21 protein-coding genes are annotated in these 23,774 nt (G+C 72.9%); 9 read left to right on the top strand and 12 right to left on the bottom strand.

Translation table 11 applies throughout. The features are described 5' to 3' along the window. Nucleotides 1–7: 7 nt before the first annotated feature. Together ACQUQ1_RS01415 and ACQUQ1_RS01410 are read right to left on the bottom strand one after the other, a co-directional pair. The gene (locus tag ACQUQ1_RS01415) at nucleotides 8–1,000 is read right to left on the bottom strand and encodes a DUF7124 domain-containing protein (RefSeq protein ID WP_435062466.1); all 993 of its coding nucleotides are present in this window, start codon (nucleotides 998–1,000) and stop codon (nucleotides 8–10) included. 6 nt (nucleotides 1,001–1,006) lie between these two features. Further along, nucleotides 1,007–2,770, bottom strand: a complete 1,764-nt coding sequence (locus tag ACQUQ1_RS01410; RefSeq protein ID WP_435062465.1) for an aldehyde ferredoxin oxidoreductase family protein — start codon at nucleotides 2,768–2,770, stop codon at nucleotides 1,007–1,009. Between the two features lie 134 nt (nucleotides 2,771–2,904). Here ACQUQ1_RS01410 and mobA point away from each other — a divergent pair, with 134 nt between their 5' ends. Further along, nucleotides 2,905–3,537: a molybdenum cofactor guanylyltransferase gene (mobA, locus tag ACQUQ1_RS01405; protein ID WP_435062464.1), complete on the top strand. Its 633-nt coding sequence runs from the start codon at nucleotides 2,905–2,907 to the stop codon at nucleotides 3,535–3,537. A 23-nt stretch (nucleotides 3,538–3,560) separates the two neighbouring features. On the opposite strand, the gene ACQUQ1_RS01400 is transcribed toward mobA, so the two are convergent. From ACQUQ1_RS01400 to ACQUQ1_RS01375, 6 genes are all read right to left on the bottom strand, one after another. Further along, complete coding sequence (locus ACQUQ1_RS01400) at nucleotides 3,561–3,914, bottom strand: zinc ribbon domain-containing protein (RefSeq protein WP_435062463.1); 354 nt, start codon at nucleotides 3,912–3,914, stop codon at nucleotides 3,561–3,563. A gap of 67 nt (nucleotides 3,915–3,981) precedes the next feature. Further along, the gene (gene yqeC, locus ACQUQ1_RS01395; protein WP_435062804.1) at nucleotides 3,982–4,719 is read right to left on the bottom strand and encodes a selenium cofactor biosynthesis protein YqeC; all 738 of its coding nucleotides are present in this window, start codon (nucleotides 4,717–4,719) and stop codon (nucleotides 3,982–3,984) included. A gap of 11 nt (nucleotides 4,720–4,730) precedes the next feature. Next, nucleotides 4,731–4,958 (bottom strand): hypothetical protein, encoded by a 228-nt coding sequence (locus ACQUQ1_RS01390; RefSeq protein WP_435062462.1) that lies wholly within the window; start codon nucleotides 4,956–4,958, stop codon nucleotides 4,731–4,733. A 54-nt stretch (nucleotides 4,959–5,012) separates the two neighbouring features. Further along, nucleotides 5,013–5,531 (bottom strand): redoxin domain-containing protein, encoded by a 519-nt coding sequence (locus ACQUQ1_RS01385; RefSeq protein WP_435062461.1) that lies wholly within the window; start codon nucleotides 5,529–5,531, stop codon nucleotides 5,013–5,015. A gap of 127 nt (nucleotides 5,532–5,658) precedes the next feature. Next, nucleotides 5,659–7,449 (bottom strand): hydantoinase B/oxoprolinase family protein, encoded by a 1,791-nt coding sequence (locus ACQUQ1_RS01380; protein WP_435062460.1) that lies wholly within the window; start codon nucleotides 7,447–7,449, stop codon nucleotides 5,659–5,661. Further along, nucleotides 7,446–9,509, bottom strand: coding sequence for a hydantoinase/oxoprolinase family protein (locus ACQUQ1_RS01375; protein ID WP_435062459.1), 2,064 nt, complete (start codon nucleotides 9,507–9,509; stop codon nucleotides 7,446–7,448). The genes ACQUQ1_RS01380 and ACQUQ1_RS01375 overlap by 4 nt, the downstream gene beginning before the upstream one ends. Nucleotides 9,510–9,641: 132 nt before the next feature. Here ACQUQ1_RS01375 and ACQUQ1_RS01370 point away from each other — a divergent pair, with 132 nt between their 5' ends. From ACQUQ1_RS01370 to ACQUQ1_RS01345, 6 genes are all read left to right on the top strand, one after another. Beyond that, the gene (locus tag ACQUQ1_RS01370; protein WP_435062458.1) at nucleotides 9,642–11,063 is read left to right on the top strand and encodes an amidase; all 1,422 of its coding nucleotides are present in this window, start codon (nucleotides 9,642–9,644) and stop codon (nucleotides 11,061–11,063) included. A 142-nt stretch (nucleotides 11,064–11,205) separates the two neighbouring features. After that, nucleotides 11,206–11,931, top strand: a complete 726-nt coding sequence (locus ACQUQ1_RS01365; protein ID WP_435062457.1) for a DUF1028 domain-containing protein — start codon at nucleotides 11,206–11,208, stop codon at nucleotides 11,929–11,931. A gap of 13 nt (nucleotides 11,932–11,944) precedes the next feature. Next, complete coding sequence (locus ACQUQ1_RS01360; RefSeq protein ID WP_435062456.1) at nucleotides 11,945–13,615, top strand: ABC transporter substrate-binding protein; 1,671 nt, start codon at nucleotides 11,945–11,947, stop codon at nucleotides 13,613–13,615. Between the two features lie 32 nt (nucleotides 13,616–13,647). Then, nucleotides 13,648–14,607, top strand: a complete 960-nt coding sequence (locus ACQUQ1_RS01355; RefSeq protein ID WP_435062455.1) for an ABC transporter permease — start codon at nucleotides 13,648–13,650, stop codon at nucleotides 14,605–14,607. Beyond that, nucleotides 14,607–15,515, top strand: a complete 909-nt coding sequence (locus tag ACQUQ1_RS01350; protein WP_435062454.1) for an ABC transporter permease — start codon at nucleotides 14,607–14,609, stop codon at nucleotides 15,513–15,515. The genes ACQUQ1_RS01355 and ACQUQ1_RS01350 overlap by 1 nt, the downstream gene beginning before the upstream one ends. Continuing rightward, the gene (locus ACQUQ1_RS01345) at nucleotides 15,508–17,733 is read left to right on the top strand and encodes a dipeptide ABC transporter ATP-binding protein (protein WP_435062453.1); all 2,226 of its coding nucleotides are present in this window, start codon (nucleotides 15,508–15,510) and stop codon (nucleotides 17,731–17,733) included. The genes ACQUQ1_RS01350 and ACQUQ1_RS01345 overlap by 8 nt, the downstream gene beginning before the upstream one ends. 85 nt (nucleotides 17,734–17,818) lie before the next feature. Here ACQUQ1_RS01345 and arcS read toward each other — a convergent pair whose 3' ends face one another. The 3 genes from arcS to ACQUQ1_RS01330 form a co-directional block, all read right to left on the bottom strand. Continuing rightward, nucleotides 17,819–19,585, bottom strand: a complete 1,767-nt coding sequence (arcS, locus tag ACQUQ1_RS01340; RefSeq protein ID WP_435062452.1) for an archaeosine synthase subunit alpha — start codon at nucleotides 19,583–19,585, stop codon at nucleotides 17,819–17,821. Between the two features lie 253 nt (nucleotides 19,586–19,838). After that, the gene (gene tgtA, locus ACQUQ1_RS01335; RefSeq protein WP_435062451.1) at nucleotides 19,839–21,320 is read right to left on the bottom strand and encodes a tRNA guanosine(15) transglycosylase TgtA; all 1,482 of its coding nucleotides are present in this window, start codon (nucleotides 21,318–21,320) and stop codon (nucleotides 19,839–19,841) included. 242 nt (nucleotides 21,321–21,562) lie between these two features. Further along, entirely contained in the window at nucleotides 21,563–22,330 is a 768-nt protein-coding gene (locus tag ACQUQ1_RS01330; protein WP_435062450.1) for a CPBP family intramembrane glutamic endopeptidase, read from the bottom strand. Nucleotides 22,331–22,425: 95 nt separating this feature from the next. Between ACQUQ1_RS01330 and ACQUQ1_RS01325 the strand changes: the two genes are divergently transcribed. Beyond that, the gene (locus tag ACQUQ1_RS01325; protein ID WP_435062449.1) at nucleotides 22,426–22,821 is read left to right on the top strand and encodes a DUF7344 domain-containing protein; all 396 of its coding nucleotides are present in this window, start codon (nucleotides 22,426–22,428) and stop codon (nucleotides 22,819–22,821) included. Further along, nucleotides 22,808–23,053, top strand: a complete 246-nt coding sequence (locus tag ACQUQ1_RS01320; RefSeq protein ID WP_435062448.1) for a HalOD1 output domain-containing protein — start codon at nucleotides 22,808–22,810, stop codon at nucleotides 23,051–23,053. The genes ACQUQ1_RS01325 and ACQUQ1_RS01320 overlap by 14 nt, the downstream gene beginning before the upstream one ends. 95 nt (nucleotides 23,054–23,148) lie before the next feature. Here ACQUQ1_RS01320 and ACQUQ1_RS01315 read toward each other — a convergent pair whose 3' ends face one another. After that, complete coding sequence (locus tag ACQUQ1_RS01315) at nucleotides 23,149–23,760, bottom strand: NUDIX hydrolase (RefSeq protein ID WP_435062447.1); 612 nt, start codon at nucleotides 23,758–23,760, stop codon at nucleotides 23,149–23,151. Nucleotides 23,761–23,774: the final 14 nt, after the last annotated feature.

The following is a 23,774-nucleotide window of genomic DNA, read 5'->3' as shown; positions in this document are numbered from 1 at the left end:
GCCGCGCTCACGCGTCGGCGTCGTGGGGCGTCTCGTCGTCGGCGCCGTCGGCCCCGTCTTCCCCGCGGTCCCCCGCGGCCGCGTCGGCGTCGTCCCCCTCCGCGACCGACTCGACCGAGTCGAGCGCGTCGTCGTCGAGGCTCCAGCCGGACGCCTCCGCCGCCTCCCGCAGGGGGACGAACTCCCAGTCGGCGGCCTCGGCCCACGCGCGCTCGCCGGCGGCCTCGACGCCGACGAGGACCATCCGGTCGGCGTAGAACATCGAGGTGGGGCCGACCTCCTCCAGCCGCTCGCCCGGGCCGGTTCCGGTCCCGTTGAAGAAGTCCAGGTCGAGCCGGTTGTCGCGCTGGAACTTGTTGATCACGTGCGCGTCCACGTCGCCGACGATGCCGACGTAGTCGGTCCAGGTCTCGGCGTCCGCGAGCGCGGCGTGGAGGTTCGAAAGCGACCGGACCGCCCGGTACGACAGCGCCATCGTCATGTCGCTGGCCCCCTCGCCGTGAGGGCCGGACGCCTCGGGCTGCTGCCGCGTCTCCTCCTCGCGGGCGTCCGCGGGAACACCCCCGCCGCCCCCTCCCTCGCGCGGGATCCCGACGGGCTTGTCGTCGTCCGCGTACGGCACCCGCGGCGTCGACGACTCCAGGTCCGCCCCGAGGTCGTCGTCGTACGACGGCGGGTCTGGCTCGTCGGCCCCCAGTTCGTCCGCGCGGGCGGCGCCCGAGCGCCAGCCGTCCGATCCGGTGTCGGCGCCCGATCCGGCGTCGTCGCCGGCGGTCGGCCCGGCGGCGGATCCCCCGCCGCCGCCCGCCTCCGGTTCGGCGTCGGCGACGGCGTCCGCCTCGGCGGCGCCCGCGTCGCTCGCGCCGCTTCCGTCGGGGGCGTCCGGCTCCGCCCCGGAGCCGTCCGCGTCGTTGCCCCAGAACCAGTCGCCGCGGTTGGGCTCGTCGTCCTCCGCGTCGGGCTGTACGTCCAGTTCGTCGAGGTCGATCTTGTCGGGCATGGGGGATCAGTCGTCCGCTCGCGGGCGGTCGGCGTGTCGGTCCAGCGCGTCCGTCGGGAGGTCCAGCGCCTCGCAGCGCTCGGCGGTCGGCAGGCCCCGCTCGTCCCAGCCGCGGGCGGCGTAGTAGGCGTCGAGCAGGCGCTCGAACGCCTCCGGGTCGACCGCGCGGCCGGCGGCCGGCGCGTCCCCCTCCGGCAGCGGGTCGCCGAACTGCGGCGGGAGCGCGTCTGCCTCGCGGTCGAATCCCTCCCGGGCGTTGAACAGGCGGACCAGCGTCCACACCCGCTCGCCGACGCGCGGGAGGTCGTCGTGGGGGACGCCGAGGGCGTCGAGCCACTCGGCGCCCAGGTCCTCCCAGAGGGTCTCGCCGGCGAAGTCGTCGACGACGAGGCTCCACAACACCGCGCGGGCGTTCTGCGCGCCGACGACCGCCTCGACCCGCCGGGCGGTGTCCCAGTCCTCGCGGAACACCTCCTCCTCGATGGGACGTGCGCGCCGGTGACAGCCGCCGCGGTCGGCGGTCGCGTACGCCAGCGCCATCCCGAGCGCGCCGCGGGGGTCGTACCCCGGGAGCTCCATGGACTTCACCGTCGGCACGTAGTCGTCGCCGCCGTACTCCGCCGCCGCGGCGTCGACGCCCTCCGCGAGCGCGTCCGCGAGGTCGTCGCCGTCGGCGCGGCGGGCGATCCGCTCGATCAGCCGCCGGGCGCCCGCCTCGTCGCCGAAGTCGAAGTCGACCTCGCCCGCGCGCACCGCCCACGCGACGGCGTTGCCGGCGGTGATCACGTCGACGCCGAGGCGGTCGCACGCCTCGCCCAGCGCCGCGACGGCGTCGAAGTCGTCCATCCCCAGCCCCGCCCCGAGCGTCATGGGGGCGGCGCCGCGGGGCACCGTCTCGCCCTCGTCGGTCTCGACGCGGAAGCCGCCGGGCACGTCCTCCTCGGGGTGTTCGCGGCCGGCGGCCGCCTCGGCGGCGGCCTCGATGCCGATGCCGTCCACCTCGGCGGCGGTGTCGCGCCAGCCGTTCGCGGGCAACACGCCCACCTCGGCGGCGAAGTCGATCGACTCCAGCGTCTCGCCGGCCGTCTGCCACCTCCCGGTGTCGTCGGCCGCGAACGCCGCCTCGTACTCCTCGTGGAGGTCGGCGAGTTCCTCGGGCACGTCCGGCGGGTCGCCGCGCGCGACGACCGCCTTCAGGTCCTTCGATCCCATCACCGCCCCCGCGCCGCCGCGGCCGGCGTGGTGGTCGCCCGCGTCGGAGGCGATCGTCGCGTACGCGACCTCCGCCTCGCCCGCGGGGCCGACGCACGCGACCGCCGCGTCCGGGTACGCCTCGGCCGTCTCGACGGTGTCGGCGCCCGCGAGGTCGCCCGCGGGCTCCAGTCGGGGCTCGCCGTCGCCGATGACGAGCGCTGTCGGCTCGTCGGCCGCACCCGTCACGAGCACGCCGAGGCAGTCGGGCAGCGACCCCGCGAGCCGGTCGGGGAAGGTGCCCCCGGAGTAGGAGTCGAGGAACGCGCCCGTCAGCGGCGACTTCGTCACCGCGGCGTATCTCGACTCGCCGGGGAGCGCGCCCGACAGCGGCCCGAGCACGAACCCGAGGAGGTTCTCGGGGCCGCGCGGGTCCGCCGCCGGCGACAGCTCCTCGTACAGGTACCGCGCGCCGAGGCCCTTCCCGCCGAGGTAGCGGCGACGCCACTCCTCGGGGACCGTCTCGAAGGCGACGGTCCCCGCCGAGAGGTCGACGCGGAGGACCCGGGTCCGTTCCATCGATCCGGAAGAGTCGGTCGACGCCGTTAAGCGTTTGCCAGGGGGCGAGACCCGCGGCCCCCCGGTCGGGGGTCCCCCGCCGGCGCCCCGGGCCGGGCGCGGGAGTTTTCACCCGGGACGACGGATCGCCGACAATGACCCGGTACGCGTCGATCGTCGCGGGCGGACGCTCGACACGGTTCGGTGACCGCGACAAGGCCGTCGCCGACCTCGCGGGCGTCCCGATGGTCCGGCGGGTCGCCGACCGGCTCTCGGACGTCGTCGACCGCCTCGTCGTCAACTGTCGCCCCGACCAGCGGGAGGCCATCGGGGCGGCGCTGGACGGCTACGCGCTCCCCGTCCGCTACGCCGAGGACCCCACGCCCGACCAGGGACCGATGGCGGGCATCCGGACCGCCCTCCGCGGCGTCGAGGGGTGGGGCGACGCAGACGCGGCGGCGTTCGTCGTCGCCTGCGACATGCCGTTCGTCGATCCGCGGTTCGTGGCGGCGCTGTTCGACCGGCTGGACGGCCACGACGCGGTCGTCCCGCGGGTGGACGACGAGTGGTTCCAGACGACTCACGCGGTGTACCGCGCCGGCCCGATGGCGGAGGCCTGCGAGGCCGCCCTGGAGCGGGGCGACCGGAAGATCGTCGCGCCGTTGCTCGATATCGACCACGCGGTCGTCGGCGCCGACGACCTGGCGGCGCTGGACGTCGACGACCGCACCTTCGAGAACCTCAACACGCGCGAGGAGTTCGAGGCGGCCGCCGAGGCGTTCGAGTAGCGCGCGGACGGGTCGGGCGTCGCTCAGACGAACTCCCGGCCGCAGCCGGGACACTCCGCCGCGTCGCCGTCGGTGAAGGCGGTGCCGCAGGTGCCGCAGTGGAACACGTCGCCGGCCGACTTCATCGTCGCGCGCTCGCGCTCGCCCGGCGGGACGTACCCGCGCCCGAGGAACAGGTCGACCGCGGCCGAGTCGCCCTCCTCGGCGTAGAACTCCGTGTAGCCGCAGCGCTCGCAGGTGACGACGGTGTACGTGTCGACGCCCGCCGCCGCGACGACCCCCTCTTTCACGCCGGTCGTCGTCCGGTCGACGGCCGCGTCCGTCCACCCGCACTTCGGGCAGCCGGCCTCCTCGGAGCCCCCGCTCTCGCTCCCCATGTGCGGTTCCCCGCGGGGGCACCGGAAAGGCGTTACTCCCTCCGTCGCACCGGGGCGTAGGCTCCGGTCACCGCTCGATCACGTCCACGACCCGCCCCTCCCCGAGCGCCGCGAGCACCACCCGGTCGAGTCGGCCCGCCTCGTCCGCGTCGAACGCCGCCGCGGCGACCGCGCGCGCCGCGGCCTCGTCGTCCGCGTCGTCCACCTTGTTCACGAGCGCGACGGCCTCGGCGTCGCCGGGGACGTCCTTCAGCCCGCCCTTCGGCGAGGCGAGGACCCGGCCGACCGCCTCGGCGGTGATCTCGTCGCCCACGTCGATATCCGCGACCGCCGCCACGCGTTCGGGGCGGTGGACGCGCGCCTCGGCGAGGGGCTCGCCGACGACGTGCGCGGAGGCGATCGGAACCACCGCGTCGGCGCTGCCGGGGATCTGGGGCTCCCGGTCGCTGGGCGCCTTGAACTCCCGCATCCGGGCGCCGTCGGCCTTCACCAGCACCGGGCCGTCGTGAGCCTCGGCGACGGCGGCGACGGTCTCGGTGTCGTACCCCAGGTAGCGGTCGTCGCGCTCCCGCTCGGGGACGAGGCCGAGCGGGAAGTCGTCCCCGTCGGCCCCCGCGAGCGCGTCGAGCGGGTCCCCGGTCACCGCGACGCGCGCGACGTGGTCGTCGAAGATGGGAATGCGGACGGTCGCGGTGACGACCGCGCGGTCGAGCCGGTTCGCCAGCGTGTACAGCGTCGTCTTCTTCCCGCCGGCGCCGACGACGCAGACGAGCCCCTCCGTCGGGAGGGCGTCCTCGGGGTCGATCGTCATGTCCGTCAGTTCGGGCCCGCCGCCGAGTAGCTTGCGTCGCCGGCACGGTCGGTCGCGTCCCGGGCGCACGAGGACGCGCCGGCGCCGGAGACCAGCCAGAGCGTGTCCGTCGAGAGGTCGATCAGCATCGGGACGAGTCCGTGGACGGCCCCGACGGCGGCGACGGCCGCGGCCGCCAGCGCGAACGCCGCCTGTCGGCCGAGGCTCCCGGACCCGCGCGTCGTGGAGGGCATCGTCGGTGGCGAGACCGGCGAGCGACACAACCCTTCCGGCGTCGGGGCGGGGGCCTACCCGGCGGCCGCCTCCGCGACCGCCGCCTCCACCTCGTCGGTGTCGGGGAACGTCAGCGGCTCCGTGGCGTGCCAGGTGTACGTGACGGCGCCGTCGGGCGCGACCACGAACACCGCGCGGTTGGCGATCCCCCGCATGATCGACTCCTCGCGTCGCACCCCGAAATCGGCGATCACGTCGTTGTTGAACCCCGACACGAGCGGGTACTGGAGGTCGTATTCGTCGATGAACGCCAGCAGCGACCACGGCGAGTCGACGCTGACGCCGTACAGCGGCGCGTCCACCTCGGCGAGGTCCGCCTTCCAGTCGCGCAGTTCACACAGCTCCCGCGTACAGGTACGCGAGTAGACGCCGGGGTAGAACGCGAGGACGACCGGGCCGTCCTCGAGGGCCTCGGACAGCGAGAACTCCGCGACGTCGTCGCTCGTGTAGCTGCCGCGTTCTGTGTCCGCCGCGGCCTCCGGGGTCGCCATCGGTGCCGTCACGTCGGGCGCGTCGTCGCCTACGTCGAGCATGATCCGTGTGGTGTGGGGCCGACCGCTAAACCCTTCGTGCCGCGGTAGTCCGATGCGTCCCCGTTCCCTCGGCTAGTCCGGTCGCTGGCGTGTCCGCGACGGCCCCGGGAGCCCCCGCGACGGCGGGTCAGTCGTCGCCCGCGTCGGCACCAGCCCCGTGGCCGTACCGCTCGCGCGCCGCCTCGGGGGTCAACTTCCCGAGCCGCAGGTCGCGCTCGATGGCCTCGGCGTCGCGGTCGGCGGGGTCGCCGTAGCCGCCGCCGCCGGGCGTGCGGACGCTGACCACGGTGCCGGCCGGGAGGTCGCGGGTGTGCTTTGCGGGCAACGTCTCCAGCTCGTCGCCCGACCCGTCGACGATGTACGCCGCGCCGGCGGCGCCCTCCCCGCCCCCGGCGAGGCCGTACGGGCGCGACTCGTGGCGCTCGGCGAGCAGGCTGAACCGCGCGGTGTGCCCGCGCACGCGGATGTCGCGCCGGAGGCCGAGGCCGCCGCGGTGTTCCCCCGGGCCGCCGGAGTCGGGACGGAGCTCGTAGCGCTCGATCCGGAGCGGGTACGCCGTCTCCAGCACCTCGGCGGGCGTGTTCAGCGTGTTGCTCATGTGGACGTGGACGCCGTCCATGCCGTCGCCGCCGGCGCGGCCGCCGAAGCCGCCGCCCTGCGTCTCGTAGAAGGCGTAGGGGCTGTCGCCGTCGCCCCGCGGGTCGGTCCCGCCGAGCGTGACGTTGTTCATCGTCCCCTGGCAGGCGGCGACGACGGACTCGGGGTCGGCCTCGGCGAGCGCGCCCAGCACCACGTCGGTCACCCGCTGGCTCGTCTCCAGGTTGCCGCCGACGACGGCGGCCGGGGGCTCGGGGTTCACGATGGTTCCCTCGGGCGCGACGACCTCGATCGGGCGGTAGCAGCCGTGGTTCGGCGGGATGTCCGGGTCCGTCACGCACCGGACCGCGTAGTACGTCGCCGACGCGGTCACCGCGAGCACGGCGTTGACCGGCCCCTCGGTCTGCTCGGCGGTCCCGGTGAAGTCGACGGTCACCTCGTCGCCGTCGACGGTGACGGCCGCCTCGACCGCGAGGTCCTCGTTGCCGCGGCCGTCGTCGTCCAGCGCGTCGGCGAACTCGTAGGTGCCGTCCGGGAGCTCCGCGAGTTCGGCGCGCATCCGGCGCTCCGAGTAGTCCTTGATCTCCTCTACGGCCGGTGGGAGATCCGCGCCGTGTTCCTCGGCCAGGTCGCGGAAGCGACGCCGCCCCGTGGCGTTCGCCGCCACCTGCGCGCGGAGGTCGCCGCGACGCTCCTCGGGGGTGCGGACGTTCGCGAGGACCATCGAGAGCACGTCCTCGCGGACCTCCCCCTCGGGCGTGCCGTCCTCCCCGACCGCGCCGGTCCCCTCCTCGAACTTCACCGGGGGGATGCGCAGGCCCTCCTGGTAGATCTCCGTCGAGTCGGCCGCGACCGAGCCCGCCGTGGAGCCGCCGATGTCGGCGTGGTGCGCGCGGTTGGCGGCGAACGCGACCACCTCCTCGCCGGCGGCGTCGTGTACCGGCGTCACGAGCGTCAGGTCCGGGAGGTGCGCGCCGCCGCGGAACGGGTCGTTCAGGAGGACGGAGTCGCCCGGCGACAGCGTCTCCGCCGGGAACGCCTCGACCGCCGCGGCGACCGAGTACGGCATCGCGCCGAGGTGGACCGGCATCGTCTCCGCCTGCGCGATCATCTCGCCGTCGGCGTCGAACAGCGCCGTCGAGCAGTCCCGGCGCTCCTTGATGTTGGGGGAGTAGCCCGTCCGCACGAGCGTCGCGTTCATCTCCTCGGCGACCGCCTCGCAGCCGTTGCGGATCACCTCGAGGGTGACCGAGTCGACGCCGGCATCCGCGTCCCCCGTGGCGCCCGGACCGTCGCCGCCGGATCCCGTCCGGTCGCTCATTCGCCCGCACCCCCGGTCTCGACGACCAGGTTCGCGTCGCCGTCGACGCGGGCGCGCTGGCCCGGGTGGACGACGACGGTGCTCTCTCCCCCCTCGACGACGGCCGGGCCGTCGAAGGCCGCGTTCGTCGGCAGGCGGCCACGCTCGTACACCGGCGTGTCGCGGTCGCCGTCGGCGAAGCCCACGCGCCGGGTCCCGGTCACCGCGTCGTCCGGGTCGCCGTCGCGCTCCTCGGCGGCGAGGTCGGGCGGCTGCACGAGGCCGCGGGCCCGGAGGCGGACGGTCACCAGTTCGACCGGCTCCTCGGGCGAGGCGTGGCCGTACCGGCGCTCGTGAGCGGCGTGGAACCGCTCCTCGACGCGGGCGAGCTCGTCGCCGTCGAGGTCGCCCTCGACGGGCACCGACAGGTCGAACGACTGGCCGGCGTAGCGCAGGTCGAGCGTGCGCTCGAACGCCATCTCGTCGTCCGCGCGGCCGGCGTTCCGAAGTTCCGCGCGGCCCTCCGCCTCGAACGACTCGTAGGCGTCGCGGAGGGCCGCCGGATCCACGTCGTCCAGCCGGCGCACCATCGACGTGGAGTAGTCGTAGGTCACGTCGCTGATGAGCAGCCCCAGCGCCGAGAGCACCCCCGCCGCGCGGGGGACGATCACTTCGGGGACGTCGAGGGCCTCCGCCAGCGCGGTCGCGTGCAGGGGGCCGGCGCCGCCGAACGCGACGAGCGCGAACTCGCGGGGGTCGTAGCCGCGCTCGACGCTGACGACCCGGAGCGCGCGGCGCATGTTCGCGTTCGCCACGTCGAGCACGCCGCGGGCGGCGGCCTCGGTCGCGTCGGGGTCGCCGGCGACGGCCTCGGCCAGCGGCGCGAAGGCGTCGCGGACGCGGTCGTCGTCGCGGCCGAGCGCGTCCGGGAGGAACCCCGTCGGGTCGATCCGGCCGAGCACGAGGTGCGCGTCGGTGACCGTCGGCTCGGTCCCGCCGCGGTCGTAGCAGACCGGGCCGGGCCGGGCGCCCGCCGACCGCGGACCGACGCGCAGGGCGCCGCCCGTGTCGACGTAGCCGACGGACCCGCCGCCGGCGCCGACGGTGTGGATGTCGACCGTCGGCACCGAGACGGGGTACTCGCCCACCTCGGTGTCGGTGGTGACGAGCGGGTCGCCGTCGCGCACGAGGCTCACGTCGCAGGAGGTGCCGCCCATGTCCATCGTGATCAGGTCCTCGACGCCGCGGCGGCCGGCGACGTGGGTCGCGCCGCGGACGCCCGCCGCCGGCCCCGACAGCAGGGTGTTCACGGGGCGCTCGCGGGAGGCCTCGGCGGCCATCAGCCCGCCGTTCGACCCCATCACCCGGAGCGGCGCCTCGATGCCCAGGTCGGCCACCTCGTCGGCGAGCGCGCCGAGGTACGCGTCCATCACCGGCTTGAGCGCGGCGTTCATCGCGGTCGTGAGGGTGCGTTCGTACTCGCGGATCTCCGGGAGCACGTCCGAGGAGAGCGAGACGCTGGCGTCGACGCCCTCGTCGCGGAGGACCTCGCGGACGCGACGCTCGTGGTCCGGGTGCTCGAACGAGAAGAGGAGCGAGACGGCGACGCTGTCGATCCCCGACCCCCGGAGGTCGGCGGCGAGGTCGCGGACGGCCGACTCGTCGAGCGGGCGGAGCACCTCGCCGCGCTCGTCGACGCGCTCGGGCGCCTCGAACCGGCGGTCGCGGGGGACCACCGGCTCCGGCTTGGTCGCCTCGAAGTCGTAGATGTCCGGGCGCGTCTGGCGGCCGATCTCCAGCGCGTCGCGGAAGCCCTCGGTCGTGATCAGCGCGGTCTCCGCCCACTCCCCCTCCAACACGGCGTTCGTCGCGACGGTCGTCCCGTGGCCGAGGAAGCCGACCCCCTCCGGCGGGACGTCGACCCCGCGCAGGCCCGTCACCACGCCCTCCTCCGGCGCGGCGGGGGTCGACGGCGTCTTGTCGACGCGGACGCGGCCGTCGCGGACCGTCACCAGGTCCGTGAACGTGCCGCCCACGTCGACGCCGACGCGCGTCCCCGCCGTCGCGTCGTCGTCGGTCATACGCGGGGATGGGCGCGGGCCGTTGTAGGCGTTCGCCTCCCGGTCGCGGGGGCCGCCTCCGGGCCGACGGACGCGGCGGCCCCGCCGCCGGAGGAACAGTGATATGCGGCTACACCCATGTCCACACACCTCATGGTGGACGAACGACACGTCGAGGCCGCGGCGGAGCGCCTCGGGGTCACGCTGGACGGGACCGAGACCGGGAGCTACGCCGCCGACGCGACCGACGCCGCCGCGATGGCGTCCGCGTTCGAGCCGTCCACGGACGGCCGTCGCCCCCGCGAGTACACGGAGGGCGACGACGAGTACAACGCCTTCCTGTACCGGGTGGACGGCGCGGCCGGGGACGGCCCGCTCGGGGGACTGTCGGTCGCCGTGAAGGACAACATGGCCGTCGCGGGCGTCCCGATGACGTGCGGGTCCGCCGGCGTCGAGTTCGTCCCCGAGTACGACGCGGCGGTCGTCGAGCGACTGGAGGCGGGCGGGGCGACGCTCGTCGGCACGACCAACATGGACGAGTTCGCGCTGACGACGACCGGCGAGACGTGCGCACACGGCGCGACCCGGAACCCCGCGGCCGCGGACGCCGTCCCCGGCGGGTCCTCCAGCGGGAGCGGGGCGGCGGTCGCGGCCGGCCTCGTCGACGCGGCGCTGGGCAGCGACACCGGCGGCAGCGTCCGGATCCCGGCCGCCTACTGCGGCGTCGTCGGGCTGAAGCCGACCCACCGGACCGTCCCCCGGTTCGGCTTCGCCGACCTCGCGCCCTCGCTGGACCACGTCGGCCCGCTGGCGACGTCGGTGTCGACCGCGTTCCGCGTGTACGACGCGATATCGGGGCCGGACCGCCGGGACCTCTCCTCGCGCCCGGCCCGGCCGGCCGCGGAGACGCACGCGGCCGCCGGCGACCCCGTCGACGGCGCGACCGTCGGCGTCGTCCGGGAGGCGATGGACGTCGCCGAACCGGCGGTCCGCGAGGCGGTGGGGGCCGCCCTCGGCGACCTGGAGGACGCCGGCGTCGAGACGAGGCGGGTGTCGCTCCCGCGGTTCGAGGAGATGGCCTCCGCGGTCGTCGTGATCGCCAACTGCGAGTTCGCGGCGCTGCTCGGGAACCGGGGGCTCGTCCGCGGCAGCGGCACCGGGTACGCGGACCCATGGCGGTCGGCGGCCGCCGACCTCGACTGGTCGGCGCTGGGCGAGGGCGTCGTCGACAGCGCCGTCACCTTCGAGGCGCTGTACGAGGCGACCGAGGGCCGCGCCTACGTCGGCGCGCAGAACGCCCGCGAGCGGTTCACCGCGGCAGTCGACGACGCTCTCGGGGACCTCGACGCGCTGGCGTTGCCGACGACGCCGACGACCGCGCCCGACTTCGGCGAGGTGACGACCGCCGCCGACGTGATCGACACGATCACGAACACGAGCCCGTTCGACCTGACCGGCAACCCGGCGCTGTCGGTCCCGGCGGGGACGGCCGACGGACGGCCGGTCGGGCTCCAGTTGGTCGCCGACTGGTTCGACGAGCCGACGCTCGCCCGCCTCGGAGCCGAAGCCGAATAGAGACGGTTCCCGACATATAAAAAGTGAACAATTCGTCGGGATCCGCGTGATATATTGTCCGCTTCCCGCGACTATCCGGTGAATCTCTTCCCGATGCCATCCCTTATACTCTTCCGCTTCCCTTGTGACGTTGTGACGCACCATGGAAAGAGATAACAATGATCCGAGCCGGCCGGGCGGGTTCGTCCCGGGGACGTTCTCGATCGCGGCACGCGACCCGGAGGCCGGGGAGTTCGGCGTGGCCGTCAGCACGGCGCTCGTCGGCGTCGGGGCGCTGTGTCCGTTCGTGAGCGAGAACGCGGCCGTGGCGACGCAGTCGTTCGTGAAGGTGTCCCACGGCGCCAACGCCGTCGACCTCGCCGACCGCGGGGTGAGCGTGCCGGCGGCCTGCGAGGCGTTGCTGGCGGACGACGAACACGCGGGCTACCGACAGCTCCACGGCATCGACGGCGACGGGCGCACGTTCGCCTTCAGCGGCGAGGACTGCGTCGACTGGTTCGGCCACCTCGAACGGGACGACCACACGGTCGCGGGCAACATGCTCGCGAACGGCGACGTGATCGAGGCGATCAGCGGGGCGTTCCGGGAGGCGGAGGGCGAACTCGCCGAGCGGCTCATGACCGCGCTGGAGGCGGGGCAGGACGCCGGCGGCGACAAGCGCGGGAAGATCAGCGCCGCGCTGCTCGTCCGCTCGCCCGACCCCAAACTGTACCACAACCTCCGCGTCGACAACTCGGAGGACCCCGTCGACGACCTCCGCGAGGCGTTCGAGCTCGCGCGGGAGACGGAGGCGGACCTCCCGGCGTCGGCCGACGAGATGCTCGGGGAGTACCCCGACGAGATACTCGACTTCGGACTGAAGTACTGAACGACACACAGCAATGACCGAACACGACGACTTCGACCCGACCGACATAGACCGCCGCCGCTTCCTGAAGGCGACCGGCCTCGCCGGCGCCGGCGGGATGACCGCGATCGCCGGCTGCGCCGGCGGCGGCGACGGCACCACGGAACCGACCGACGGCACCGACGGCGGCGGCGGGGGAGCCGAGACGACCACGGCCGACCCCGGCGAGATCCAGGAGGGCGGCACCCTCGTGTGGGGCCACAGCGAGGTGACCCAGAACCTCGACATCCACCAGACAGCGACCGCCAGCACCGGCCGGTTCCTCAACAGCGTCTACGAGTCGCTCGTGGGCCTGACGCGGGAGTTGGAGCTGTCCACCGACCCCGGCGTCGCCAGTCCCGGCCTCGCGACCGACTGGGAGGTCAGCGACGACCTCATGACGTACACGTTCACGCTCCGGGAGGGCGTGACGTTCCACGACGGGACGGAACTCACCGCCGGGGACGTGAAGTACAGCTACGACCGCATCGCGAACCCGGAGACGGGTGCGATCATGCAGTTCGTCTTCGGCTCGACCGAATCCGTCGAGGTGGTCGACGACTACACCGTCCGGATCAACCAGTCGGAGCGGTACCAGCCGCTCCTCCGCCAGCTCGCGTTCTCGGGGACGTCGATCATCCCCGCGGACTCCGGCGACACCATCGGCGACGAGCCGGTCGGCACGGGACCGTTCTCGTTCGTGATGCGCCAGCAGGGCAACCGGGCCGAGCTGGCCGGCTTCGACGACTACTGGGGCGAGGGTCCGTACCTGGACACGGTCGAGGAGCGGACGGTCACCGACCCCGACAGCCGGCTCACGGGGATCCAGGAGGGCGACTTCGACCTCATCAACGACATCCCGCTGGACGACATCAACAGCGTGGTCGGCAACGACGGCGACGACATCAAGACGCGGACGTGGTCGCCGCTGTCGTGGGCGTTCCTCAACATGAACAACACGGAGCCGCCGTTCGACGACCCGGACTTCCGGAAGGCGGTCGACTTCTGCATCGACAAGGGGGCGCTCGTCGAGGGCGCGCTGTTCGGCAACGGCGAACCCACCGCGAGTCCGAGCTTCCCGAACAGCCCGTTCCGGAACACCGACCTCTCGCCGCGCGAGCAGGACTTCGACCGCGCGGCGGAGCTGTTCGAGCAGTCGCAGTACGACGTCGGCGAGTTCGACCTGACGTTCAAGGTGACCACGAACTACCCGTGGCACGTCGACGCCGCGACGCTCATGCAGCAGTTCTTCCAGCAGGCGGGCCTCAGCGTGGAGATCCAGCAGCTCCAGTGGAGCGACTGGCTCTCGCAGGTGTTCGCCAACCGGGACTTCACCATCTCGATGGTGAACTTCTTCACGTTCTGGGAGCCGGCGTACATGTACACCTCCCTGTGGACCTCGAACGGGTCGTTCAACTTCCGCGGCTACGCCAGCGAGGAGTACGATCAGGTCGTCGCCGACGCCGCGAAGGCGGGGAGCCGCGAGGAGGCGATCCCGCTGTATCAGGAGGCCCAGTCGATCATCCACGAGGACGTCCCGGACGTGATGCTGTGGTTCCGCGACGGGACGCTCGCCGCGAAGAACGGCGTCCACGGGCTGGACACGATCCTCTCGCCGAACAACAGCGAGCTCGGCTTCGGCCGGGTGTGGATGGACCAGTCGTGAGCGGGGGATGAGATGACTTCGAGGACCGGACCATGAGTCTGGCACGCTACGCCGCCCGTCGGCTCGTCTTCCTCGTCGGGACGCTGTTCGGCGCGTCCGTCATCACGTTCGCGCTCGTGAACGTCCTGCCCGGGGACGTCGCGGTGATGATCCTCGGGACGAGCGGCAGCCAGGAGCAGGTGGAGACGCTCCGCCAGCAACTCGGGCTGAACCAGCCGGTGTACATCAGGTACATCGACTGGATCGTGGGCGTCCTCCAGGGGGACCTGGGCCGGTCGCTGCGCTTCGGCGACCCGGTCGCGACGCTGATCGCCCAGCGGTTCCCCGCGAGCGCGTTCCTCGCGGTCACGGCGCTGACCATCGCCGTCGTTGTCGCGATCCCGATGGGCGTCGTCGCCGCCGTCGAGCAGAACACCTGGAAGGACTTCCTGACGAGCGTCGCCGCGTTCACCGGCATCAGCCTCCCGAACTTCTTCTGGGGGATGGTGCTGATCCTCCTGATCGCCAAGTACGCGTCGCTGTTGCCGCCCTCCGGGTACGTGAGCCCGTTCGAGGACCTCTCGGGCGCGTTCGCGCACGTCCTCCTGCCGGCGGGCGCGCTCGGGTTCAGCCTCATGGCGCACATCACGCGGATGACCCGCTCGTCGCTCATCGAGGAGCTCCGCTCGGGGTACGTCGACCTCGCGCGGATGAAGGGGCTGTCGAGCCGGCGGATCGTCTTCCGGCACGCGCTCCGGAACGCGTTCCTCCCGGTGTTGACCGTGATCGGGTTCCAGCTGGGCTTCCTGTTCGGCGGCATCATCATCATCGAGCAGCTGTTCGCGTACCCCGGGCTGGGCCGGCTCGCGTTCAACGCCCTGCTCAACCGGGACGCGCCGCTGATCCAGGGGGCGGTGCTCACCATCGCGGTCGTGTTCATGACGAGCAACCTCGTGGTCGACCTGCTGTACGCGGTCGTCGACCCGCGCGTCACCACCGGAGGTGAGGGCTGATGGCCGCCGAGAGCGCGACCGCACGGATCGTCGACGAGTACCAGCGCGAACGCATCTACCGCCTCGCGCGGAGCATCCGCCACAACACGAAGGCGGTCGTCGGCCTGGGTCTCATCCTCGGATTGGTCGTGCTGGCGATCGTCTCGCCGATGCTGATCTCCCAGGAGGCGGCCAACCAGGTGAACATTCAGGACCGCTTCGCCGCCCCGAGCGCGGAGCACCCGTTCGGGACCGACAACTTCGGCCGCGACATGCTCTCGCGGACCCTGCTGGGCGTGCGCATCAGCCTCTACGTCGGGGTGACGAGCGTCGCGATCGCCTCGGCGTTCGGCGTCCCGCTGGGCGGGCTCGCCGGCTACGCCGGCGGCGCGGTCGACGACGCGGTCATGCGGACCATGGACGTGCTGATGAGCTTCCCGCCGATCCTCGTCGCGATGACGATCACGGCGGTGATCGGGCCCACGCTCAACAACGCGATCCTCGCGCTGGGGCTGGTGTACATCCCGTACTTCGCGCGGGTGACGCGCTCGGAGGCGATCTCCGTCTCCCAGGAGGAGTTCGTCGAGGCCGCGAAGGCACTGGGCGAACGGGACTCGTACGTCCTCTTCAGGGAGGTGCTGCCCAATGCGGCCGCCCCCATCATCGTCCAGGCGAGCATCAGCATCTCCTTCGCCATCCTGGCGGCCGCCGGGCTGTCCTTCCTCGGGTTGGGCGCCCAGCCGCCGACCCCGTCGTGGGGGCTGATGCTCCAGCAGGCGAAGCAGTACCTCGCCCAGGCGCCGTGGATGGCGATCTTCCCGGGGCTGGGCATCGCGGTGACCGTGCTCGGGTTCAACCTCTTCGGGGACGGCATCCGCGACGTGCTGGACCCGGACGCGAGCACCGAGTTCGGGGTGACCGATGAGTAGCCGCGACGCCCCGGCCGCGGACACCGGCGTCGACGACGACACCGGCGCCGACACCGACGCGACCGCGACGGGCGACGGCCCCGACCGACTCCTCACCGTCCGCGGACTGGAGACGGTGTTCCGGACCGAGGAGGGGGTCGTCCGCGCCGTCGACGGCGTCGACCTCCACCTCGACCGCGGGGAGATCGTCGGCCTCGTCGGCGAGTCCGGCGCCGGCAAGAGCGCGACCGCCGAGTCCATTCTCCGGCTCATCGACTCGCCGGGCGAGGTCGTCGGCGGGACCGTCGACTTCGAGGGCCGGGACGTGCTCGCGATGAGCGAGCCGGAGCTGCGCGAGTTCCGCGGGACCGACGCGAGCATGGTGTTCCAGGACCCGACGGGGACGCTCAACCCCACGATGACCGTCGGCAAGCAGGTCGCCGAGGCCGTCCGGAGCAACGACCCCTCGCTGTCGGGGTCGGCGGCGAAGGAGCGCGCCGTCGAGATCATGGAGCGCGTCGGGATCCCGAACGCGCCCGCGCGGTACGGCGAGTACCCCCACCAGTTCTCCGGGGGGCAGAAACAGCGGATCGTCTTCGGGATCGCGATCGCCGGCGAGCCGGACCTGCTCGTCGCCGACGAGCCGACCACCGCGCTCGACGTGACGATCCAGGCGCAGATCCTCGACCTGCTCGTCGAACTCCGCGACGAGTTCGGGATGAGCGTGCTGTTCATCACCCACGACCTCGGCGTCGTCCGCGAGGTGTGCGACCGCGTGCTCGTGATGTACGGCGGGAGCGTCGTCGAGTCCGGCGGCGTCGAGTCGCTGTTCGGGGAGCCGCGCCACCCGTACACGAAGGGGTTGCTCGCGAGCAACCCCGGCCTCGACGCCGACGTCGTCGGGGACGGGGCGGCCGCCCCGGACCGCCTGCGCGTCATCGAGGGGACGATGCCGGACCTCACCGGCGAGTTCCGCGGCTGCAAGTACGCCGACCGGTGCCCCGGCGCGACCGAGGACTGCCGGACGGCCCACCCCGACCTCGACGCCGTCGCCGTCGACGGCGACGACCGCCGGGTCGCCTGCTACCGCCACGACGAGATCGACGACATCGAGTACGCCTACGACCACGAGCCGCGGACGCTCTCGTGGCGCGCGCGGACCGACGGCGAGGGGTCGGGGACGGCGACGCCGGGCGTCCCGGACGAGGGCACCGACGGGGCCGGCAGCCGCGAGGGGGCCCCGGTCCTCTCGGCCAGCGACCTGGAGAAGCACTTCGAGACGGGGAACGTCCTCGACGACCTCCTCGGCCGCGGCGAGACCGTCAGGGCCGTCGACGGGATCGACCTCGAGATCGGCGCCGGGGAGACGCTCGGGCTCGTCGGCGAGTCCGGCTGCGGGAAGTCCACGGCCGCGCGGGCGATCCTCCGGCTGCACGAGCCCACGGGCGGGACCGTCGTCTACCAGGGTCGCGACATCACGGCCGCCTCCAAGGGGGAGCTTCGGGAGGTGCGCCGCGACCTCCAGATCGTGTTCCAGAACCCGCAGTCGAGCCTCAACCCCCGGCGGACGGTCGGGCAGATCCTCCGGCGGCCGATGAAGCTCCACGGGCTCGCCGACGCGGACGAGCGCCGCGAGCGGGCGCGCGAGCTGATCACCGAGGTCGGTCTCGACGAGCGCCACCTGGAGCGCAAGCCCGGCGACCTCTCCGGGGGCCAACAGCAGCGCGTCGCCATCGCGCGGGCGCTGGCGGTCAACCCGGAGCTGATCGTCCTCGACGAGCCGGTGTCCGGGCTCGACGTGTCGATCCAGGCGCAGATCCTCAACCTCCTGTCGGACCTGCAGGAGGACCTGGGGCTGTCGTACCTGTTCATCAGCCACAACCTCTCGGTGATCGAGCACGTCTGCGACCGCGTCGCGGTGATGTACCTCGGCGAGTTGGTCGAGCACGGCACCACGGATCAGGTGTTCGGGCCGCCGTTCAACCCCTACACCGAGGCGCTCCTGTCTGCGATCCCCGGACGCGCCGACGCGGACGACCGGATCGTCCTCGAGGGCGACGTGCCCGACCCCTCGAACGTGCCGTCCGGGTGCCGGTTCCACCCGCGGTGTCCCCACAAGATCGGGGACGTGTGCGAGCGGGAGGACCCGGCGGTCCACGAGGCGGGCGACGGCCACGGGATCAAGTGCCACCTCATGCGCGAGGAGTACCGCGACCGAGTCGACTGGGAGGAACGCTGAACGCGGAGGCGGTCGGGGTCGGTGCCGCGGTCGGGGTCGTTCCCGCGACGGGGGTCGCCGTCCGCGACACGCGGCGACACGACGCCTACCGCTCCTCGCTGTGGCGCACGTCGACGGCGACGCCACGGGTCGAGGAGCGCATCTCCGCGCCGTGCATCTCCGCGCGGCCGACCGCGAACGCGCGCGGCCCCTCGACGACGACCTCGTCGCCGACGCGGATGTCGTCGGCGGCGTCGACGACGCCCGGCGCGAGCACGCTCCCCTGCGGGACGAACGAGTCGATCTCGACGGTCTTGGTCGGCGCGTCGCTCTCCACCCACCGCCGGGCGCCCGCGAGGGTGAACGCCAGCGCGCCGTAGGTGGGCACCATCGTCGCCAGCAGTTCCCCCTCGTCGTCGCGGACCTGGAGCTTGGGGTACCGCGAGCGGGTGTTCAGCTCGTCGAAGAGGTCGTCGCCGGCGCCGTCGCCGAGCATGTAGTCGGCGATGGCCCGCACCGTGTTGTGCTGTCGCTCCCGCTTCGTGTACTTGAGCTCGCCGTCGAGCGTGGACATGAGGTTCCCGATGGACTCGGTCGTCGTCGGGTGGTCCTCGACGGTGTACTCGAAGGGGACGTCCACCCGCTCCTCGACGCGCTCGCAGATGTCGCGGTAGCCGTCCTCGGGGACGTGGGCGACGACGCGGGGGTACTCGTTGCGTTCCAGGTATCGGCGAAGCACCTCGGCGACGAACCCCTTCTCGTCCTCGGACCATCGCCCCGTCACCACGGTGTCGTAGTGCTGGGCGGGATAGGTGAGTTCGAGTTCCTGCGGGACCACCCCGATGGGCGAGGTCATCGACGCCAGGTGCGCTCGGAACTGGATGGCGTCGTGGAACTGCGAGTGGCTCTGGCTCTCTGAGTACGGCTTCCGCGCAGAACACGGCACCAGCACGAGGGGATTGCGGAAGCGGTTGCGGTACCGACCGGTGACGCGCTCGGCGAAGCGCTGGATCTCGGGACGGCGGATGGTGTCGCTCGTCGCCGCCGCGAGTTCGGTGTCGCGGACGACCGGCGCGCGCTCCTCGACGTACGCGTACTGCTGGTCGAACTCCCGCATCGTCGCCGTGAGCCACTGCTCGTGGCGCGCCTGCCCCTCGACGTAGTCGCGGAGGCGCCCCTCCCGAACCCGCCGCCGGACGCGCCGCAGCTCCGCCTCCAGCGCGTTCACGTTGTGCGCCTCGCAGGCGGCGCGGTCGAACTCCTCGCGGGATACCTGACACGCGGGACACGAGCACGGGAGCTCGTCGAGGTCCTCGAGGAAGCGCTCGCCCTCGTCGGTGAGGTACTTCCCCTGCGAGCCCTTCACCCGCGCGCGCTTCGCGTCGAACAGGTCGACGCCGGCGTACGCGAGCGTGGCGACGTTCAGCGGCGTGGCGACGCCCGAGAGATACAGGGCGGTATCCGCGGGCACCGCCTCGCGGACGGCGATCACGGCGTCGACGAGGGCGGACGCGTGGCCGACGACGCCCTGCGCGTTCGAGAGCACGTACGCGTCGACGGGCGCGTCCGCGGCGCCGCCGGCGTCGGGCGCGTCGCCGGTGATCACGGCGGCGGTCGGGCCGTCGAGGTCGGGATAGTCCGGCGCGAAGGCGTCGATGACCTCCTCGCGGGTTCCCGCGGGGTACGCGCGGTGCGGGAGGACCGTGAGGACGGAGTCGTCGGCGTCGGGGATCTCGCGCTCGGCGTTCCACAGCGACCCGGCGTCGCGGGTCACGTCGTCGGCGAGCGCCGGCGTCCGCAGGGGCGAGTCGAGGCGGAGTTCCCCGAGGCGGGCGGCGCCGTCCCGCTCGTGGACCTCGAAGTAGTCGGTCATGGCCCGAACTGGGCGGGCCGGGCGTTATTGGCTTTCGTTTCGGGAGTCGGCGACAGCGTCGGACCCGGAGCGCGTGTCCGCCGGCGGTTCGTGGGCGGAGCGGCACGGGACCGCTCCGTTCACGAGACCTCCGGTCTCGTGAGCTCGAAAATCGCGACGCGATTTTCGAACGCCGTGGGCCGAGACGCTCGCTACGCTCACTGCTCACTCCGTTCGCCGTTCACATCGGGGTACTCCCCGCGGTCGTACCTCGCTACGCTCGCGTCTCGCTCAGATCCTCCAGGGTCACCGACTCGGGGACGGCCGCCAGCGCGTCCGCGCCCCAGCCGCGGTGGGCCAGGGTGATATCGGCGTCGGGGTTGGCCTCCGCCAGCGCGCGGACCCCCTCGGCGGCGGCGCGCTCCGCCGCGGCGTCGGTCCGGTCGGGCACCTCGGCGGTCAGCGGGTACGTCTCCGAGAGCGCGCGGGGGAACGGCCCGAACGGCGGGACGACCCGCCACACCTCGTCGAATGCGTGGTCGGAGGGCTCGCCGTACTCCGAGCACAGCAGGCTGTCGGGCACGTCGAGGCGGGCGAGGCGGTCGTGGTGACGGCGCACCTCCGGCCGGCGGGCCGACTCGTGCGAGAGGCCGAAGAAGGTGCCCTTGGAGGCGCTGTCGACGCGCTCCAGCCGGTCGACGTGATCCAGCAGGGCGCGGTAGCCGTCGAGCATCGCCGGGTGGCCGCGGGCGCGGCGCTCGACGAGTTCGAGCAGGTCGCCGTCGCGGATCGCCTGTCTCACGCGACGGATCTCCTCGAAGGTGACGTGGAGGTTGTGCTCGGCGAGCAGCGACTCCCGCTCCCCGTCGGCGGCGGCCCGGAGCCCGTCGGGGGTGTGCTCGTGACAGATCGGACACGAGCACGGGAGGTAGTCGATGTCCTCCAGTTGCTCCGTCCCGGACACCGTGAGGTAGCGGCCGTCGCGCGCCATCAGCGCGTAGGCGGCCGAGTCGAACAGGTCACAGCCGAGCGCGACCGCGAGCGCGAACATCATCGGGTGGCCCGCGCCGAACAGGTGGACCGGACAGTCCTCGTCGAGGCCCCGCTTCGCGGCGGCGACGGCGTCGACCATGTCGTCGTAGCGGTAGCCGTTCATCATCGGTACGACCGCGCCGACGGGGAACACGTCGAGGTCCGTCGCGGCGGCCTCCCGCCCGGCCCGCTCGCGCAGGTCCGGGTAGGTGCTCCCCTGCACCGGCGCGTTCACGAGCATGTCCCCGACGTCGACGGCCTCGGCGTCCGCGAGCGCCTCGCGGGTCGCCTCGAGGTCCGATTCCGCCCGCTCGCGGCCCGCGTCCGGCGGGGTCGGGATGTCGACCGGCGTGCCCACGTCGCTGCCGATGTCGCGCTGGAACTCCAGGATCTCGGTGGTCGTGACGTCGATCTCGCCGTACTCGGCCAGCTGGAAGCTCCCGGAGTCGGTCATGATGGCGCCGTCGTAGCCGAGGAGGTCGTGGAGGCCCTCCTCGAGGGCGCGCTCGCGGAGGTCGTCGGTGGTCCGGATGATGTAGGAGTTGGTGATCAGCATGTCCGCGCCGAACTCCGACCGCAGGCGGCCCGGGTCGATCGTCTCGATGTTGGGGTTGATCACCGGGAGGAGGGCGGGCGTCTCGACGGTGACGCCGGCGCGGGGGACCTCCAGTTCCCCGATGCGGCCGGCGGCGTCGTGGTCCCGGATCTCGAAGTGGTCGCGCATGGCTCGGCTTCCCGGGGCGCGTGAGTAAGGGTTGCGACACGCGAGGCGCGAGAGGTGCGAGGCCGACCGGAGTCCTCGTGAGCGGAGCGAACGAGGGCACGCGAGGCGAGCGACGCGAGTCTCGCGAAGGGAGGCCTCGAGGCGAACGGGCCGCGGAGCGGCCCGTGAGCAGAGCGAGCGACGCGAGCGACCGAGCGCCTCGGAGGGACGGACGATACCACTCCCGATCGTCGCGACCGCCCTCAGAGCGCCAGCAGCGCCGCCGCGGACCCGCCGCCGTACACCGCGCTCGCGTAGATCGACAGGAACACGAAGGAGTTCCAGATCCCGTGGATGAGCGCGGGGACGACGAGGTTGCGGGTGTACTCGTAGACGACGCCGAACACGAGGCTCGGGACGAACAGGATCACGATGGTCGTCGCACGCGCGCCCAGCGACCCCGTGAGCGCGGTGACGTGGACCGCCGCGAACAGGGCGGCCGTGAGCACGATCGCCGCCCACGCGGGGAGGGCCTCGCGCAGGCGGTTCTGGACGGTGCCGCGGAACAGCGTCTCCTCGCTGGGGCCGATGACCAGAAGCGACGCGAGCACGAGGAACGGGACGATCGACGGCACCTCCTGGGCGAGTTCGCCGGCGGAGTTGTTGGCGGCGTCCAGCCCCAGCACCTCGGTGACGAGGACGGCGGTGCCGAGCGTGAGCAGGAGCACGGCGAAGAACCCGCCGACGACGACCGCGACCTGCCGGAGCGACGGCACGTCGACGCCGAAGTACTCGCGGATCTCCGCCCACCCGAACCCCCGCCAGCGGAGATACACCAGCGGGAAGCCGACGAAGGGGAGGTACTGCCCGAACACGAACAGGACGCCGAGGCGGGCGGGGAGCGAGTCGACGCCGACGGCCGCGAGCGCGACCACGCCGACCAGCGAGAGGACGGCGGCGAGGACGGCCCCGGCGATGCCGACGCCGTAGCCGCTGGCGACCGCCCGAACGCGGGGAGGGACCGTGACCATGCCCCCCCATCGGCCCCGCCCGGCAAGACGCTTGCCTCTCGGCGAGAGTGTCTCGGACGTCAGTTTTTATGTACGCACACGGGGTTGGTTTCCACATGTCTCTCGATCCCGAGGGAGGAATCGAATGGGCCGAGCGCTGGGATCGGATGTTTCACGCGCTGTCCGCCGAACCGCGACGGGCCATCGTCATCTCGTTATCCGAGGCGCCGGCGGAGCGGCGACTCCCGTTACCCGACGCCGCGGAGACCCCCAACCAGGCGATGGACTCCGAGACGTTGTCCAACCAACTGCGCCACCATCACCTCCCGCTGCTCGCCGACGCGGGATACGTCCGGTGGTCGTCCGAGCCGTTCTGTGTCCAGCGTGGTCCCGCCTTCGACGAGGCGGCGTTCATCACGGAGAAGGTACTCGAGTCGGTCGAGGAGATCCCACAGAGCCTGCTCGACAACTGCCGGGTGCTCCCGGACCTGTCCCGAGATGGCTGGGACTGATCTCGTCTCGGCCGTCGTCGACGCCGTGGCCGCCGCCGACGGGGTGGAGCCGGGGGAGGTCGAGTCCCTGTACGACCACATGGATCCCGACGTCGTAGCCAGACTCGGGGAACTGGAGCGAGGCGAGTGGAGCTTCACGTTTCGGTTCTCCGATCACCAGGTCACGGTGACGCACGAGTCACAGATATTCGTCGACGGCGTGCCACACGCCACCGACGCCTCGACGAAGTAGCCGAACGGGGCCCCGTCTCCGGGGGGAACCGGCCCGCCCACGCGTCGCCGGAACGCCGTCCGTGAGCGCAGTCCCGCGACGTCCGCCGCCGGAACCTACTTCGCGCCCGCCTCGTACAGGGCGACGCCGAGGACGGCCCGCCCGTCCCGCACCTCGCCCGCGAGGACCGCGTCGCGGAACGAGCCGTAGTCGACGGTCACGGGGCGGATGCTCTCGTTGAAGTCGAGGTCCGGCTCGCCCGCGGGCTCGCACCCCCGCGCGAGGAAGTAGTGGTGGACGGAGTTCGCGATGCCGTTGGCCGGCTCGACCGTGTGGACGCGCTCGACGGTGTCCGCCTCGTGGCCCGTCTCCTCGCGGAGCTCCCGCCGGGCCGCCGTCGCGAGGTCGGCGTCGTCGTCCTCGACGGTTCCCGCGGGGAGCCCGCGGTTCGTCCGGCCGACCGCCTGGCGCCACTCCTCGACGAGCACCACGTCGCCGTCGGGGGTGAACGGGAGCACGACCACGGCCGGCGGCTCGTCGACGTAGTGGAACTCCGTCTCGGTGCCGTCGGGCAGGCGCACCTCGTCGCGGCGCACGTCGAAGCCCGGACACGTGTAGTCGATGCCGCTGTCGAGCGTCTCCCACGCGAGGTCCGCGTCGGCGGGGTCGCCGCGAGCCTCGCCGCCGGCGGCGTCCGCGCGGGCGCCGTCGTCTCCGTCGTCGGTCATCGGCGGGGGGTCGC

The sequence above is a fragment of the Halobaculum sp. EA56 genome (assembly GCF_051195075.1).
GTDB lineage: Archaea > Halobacteriota > Halobacteria > Halobacteriales > Haloferacaceae > Halobaculum.
Note: the sequence above shows the minus strand (reverse complement) of the source record. Positions and strands in the feature narration are given on the sequence as shown.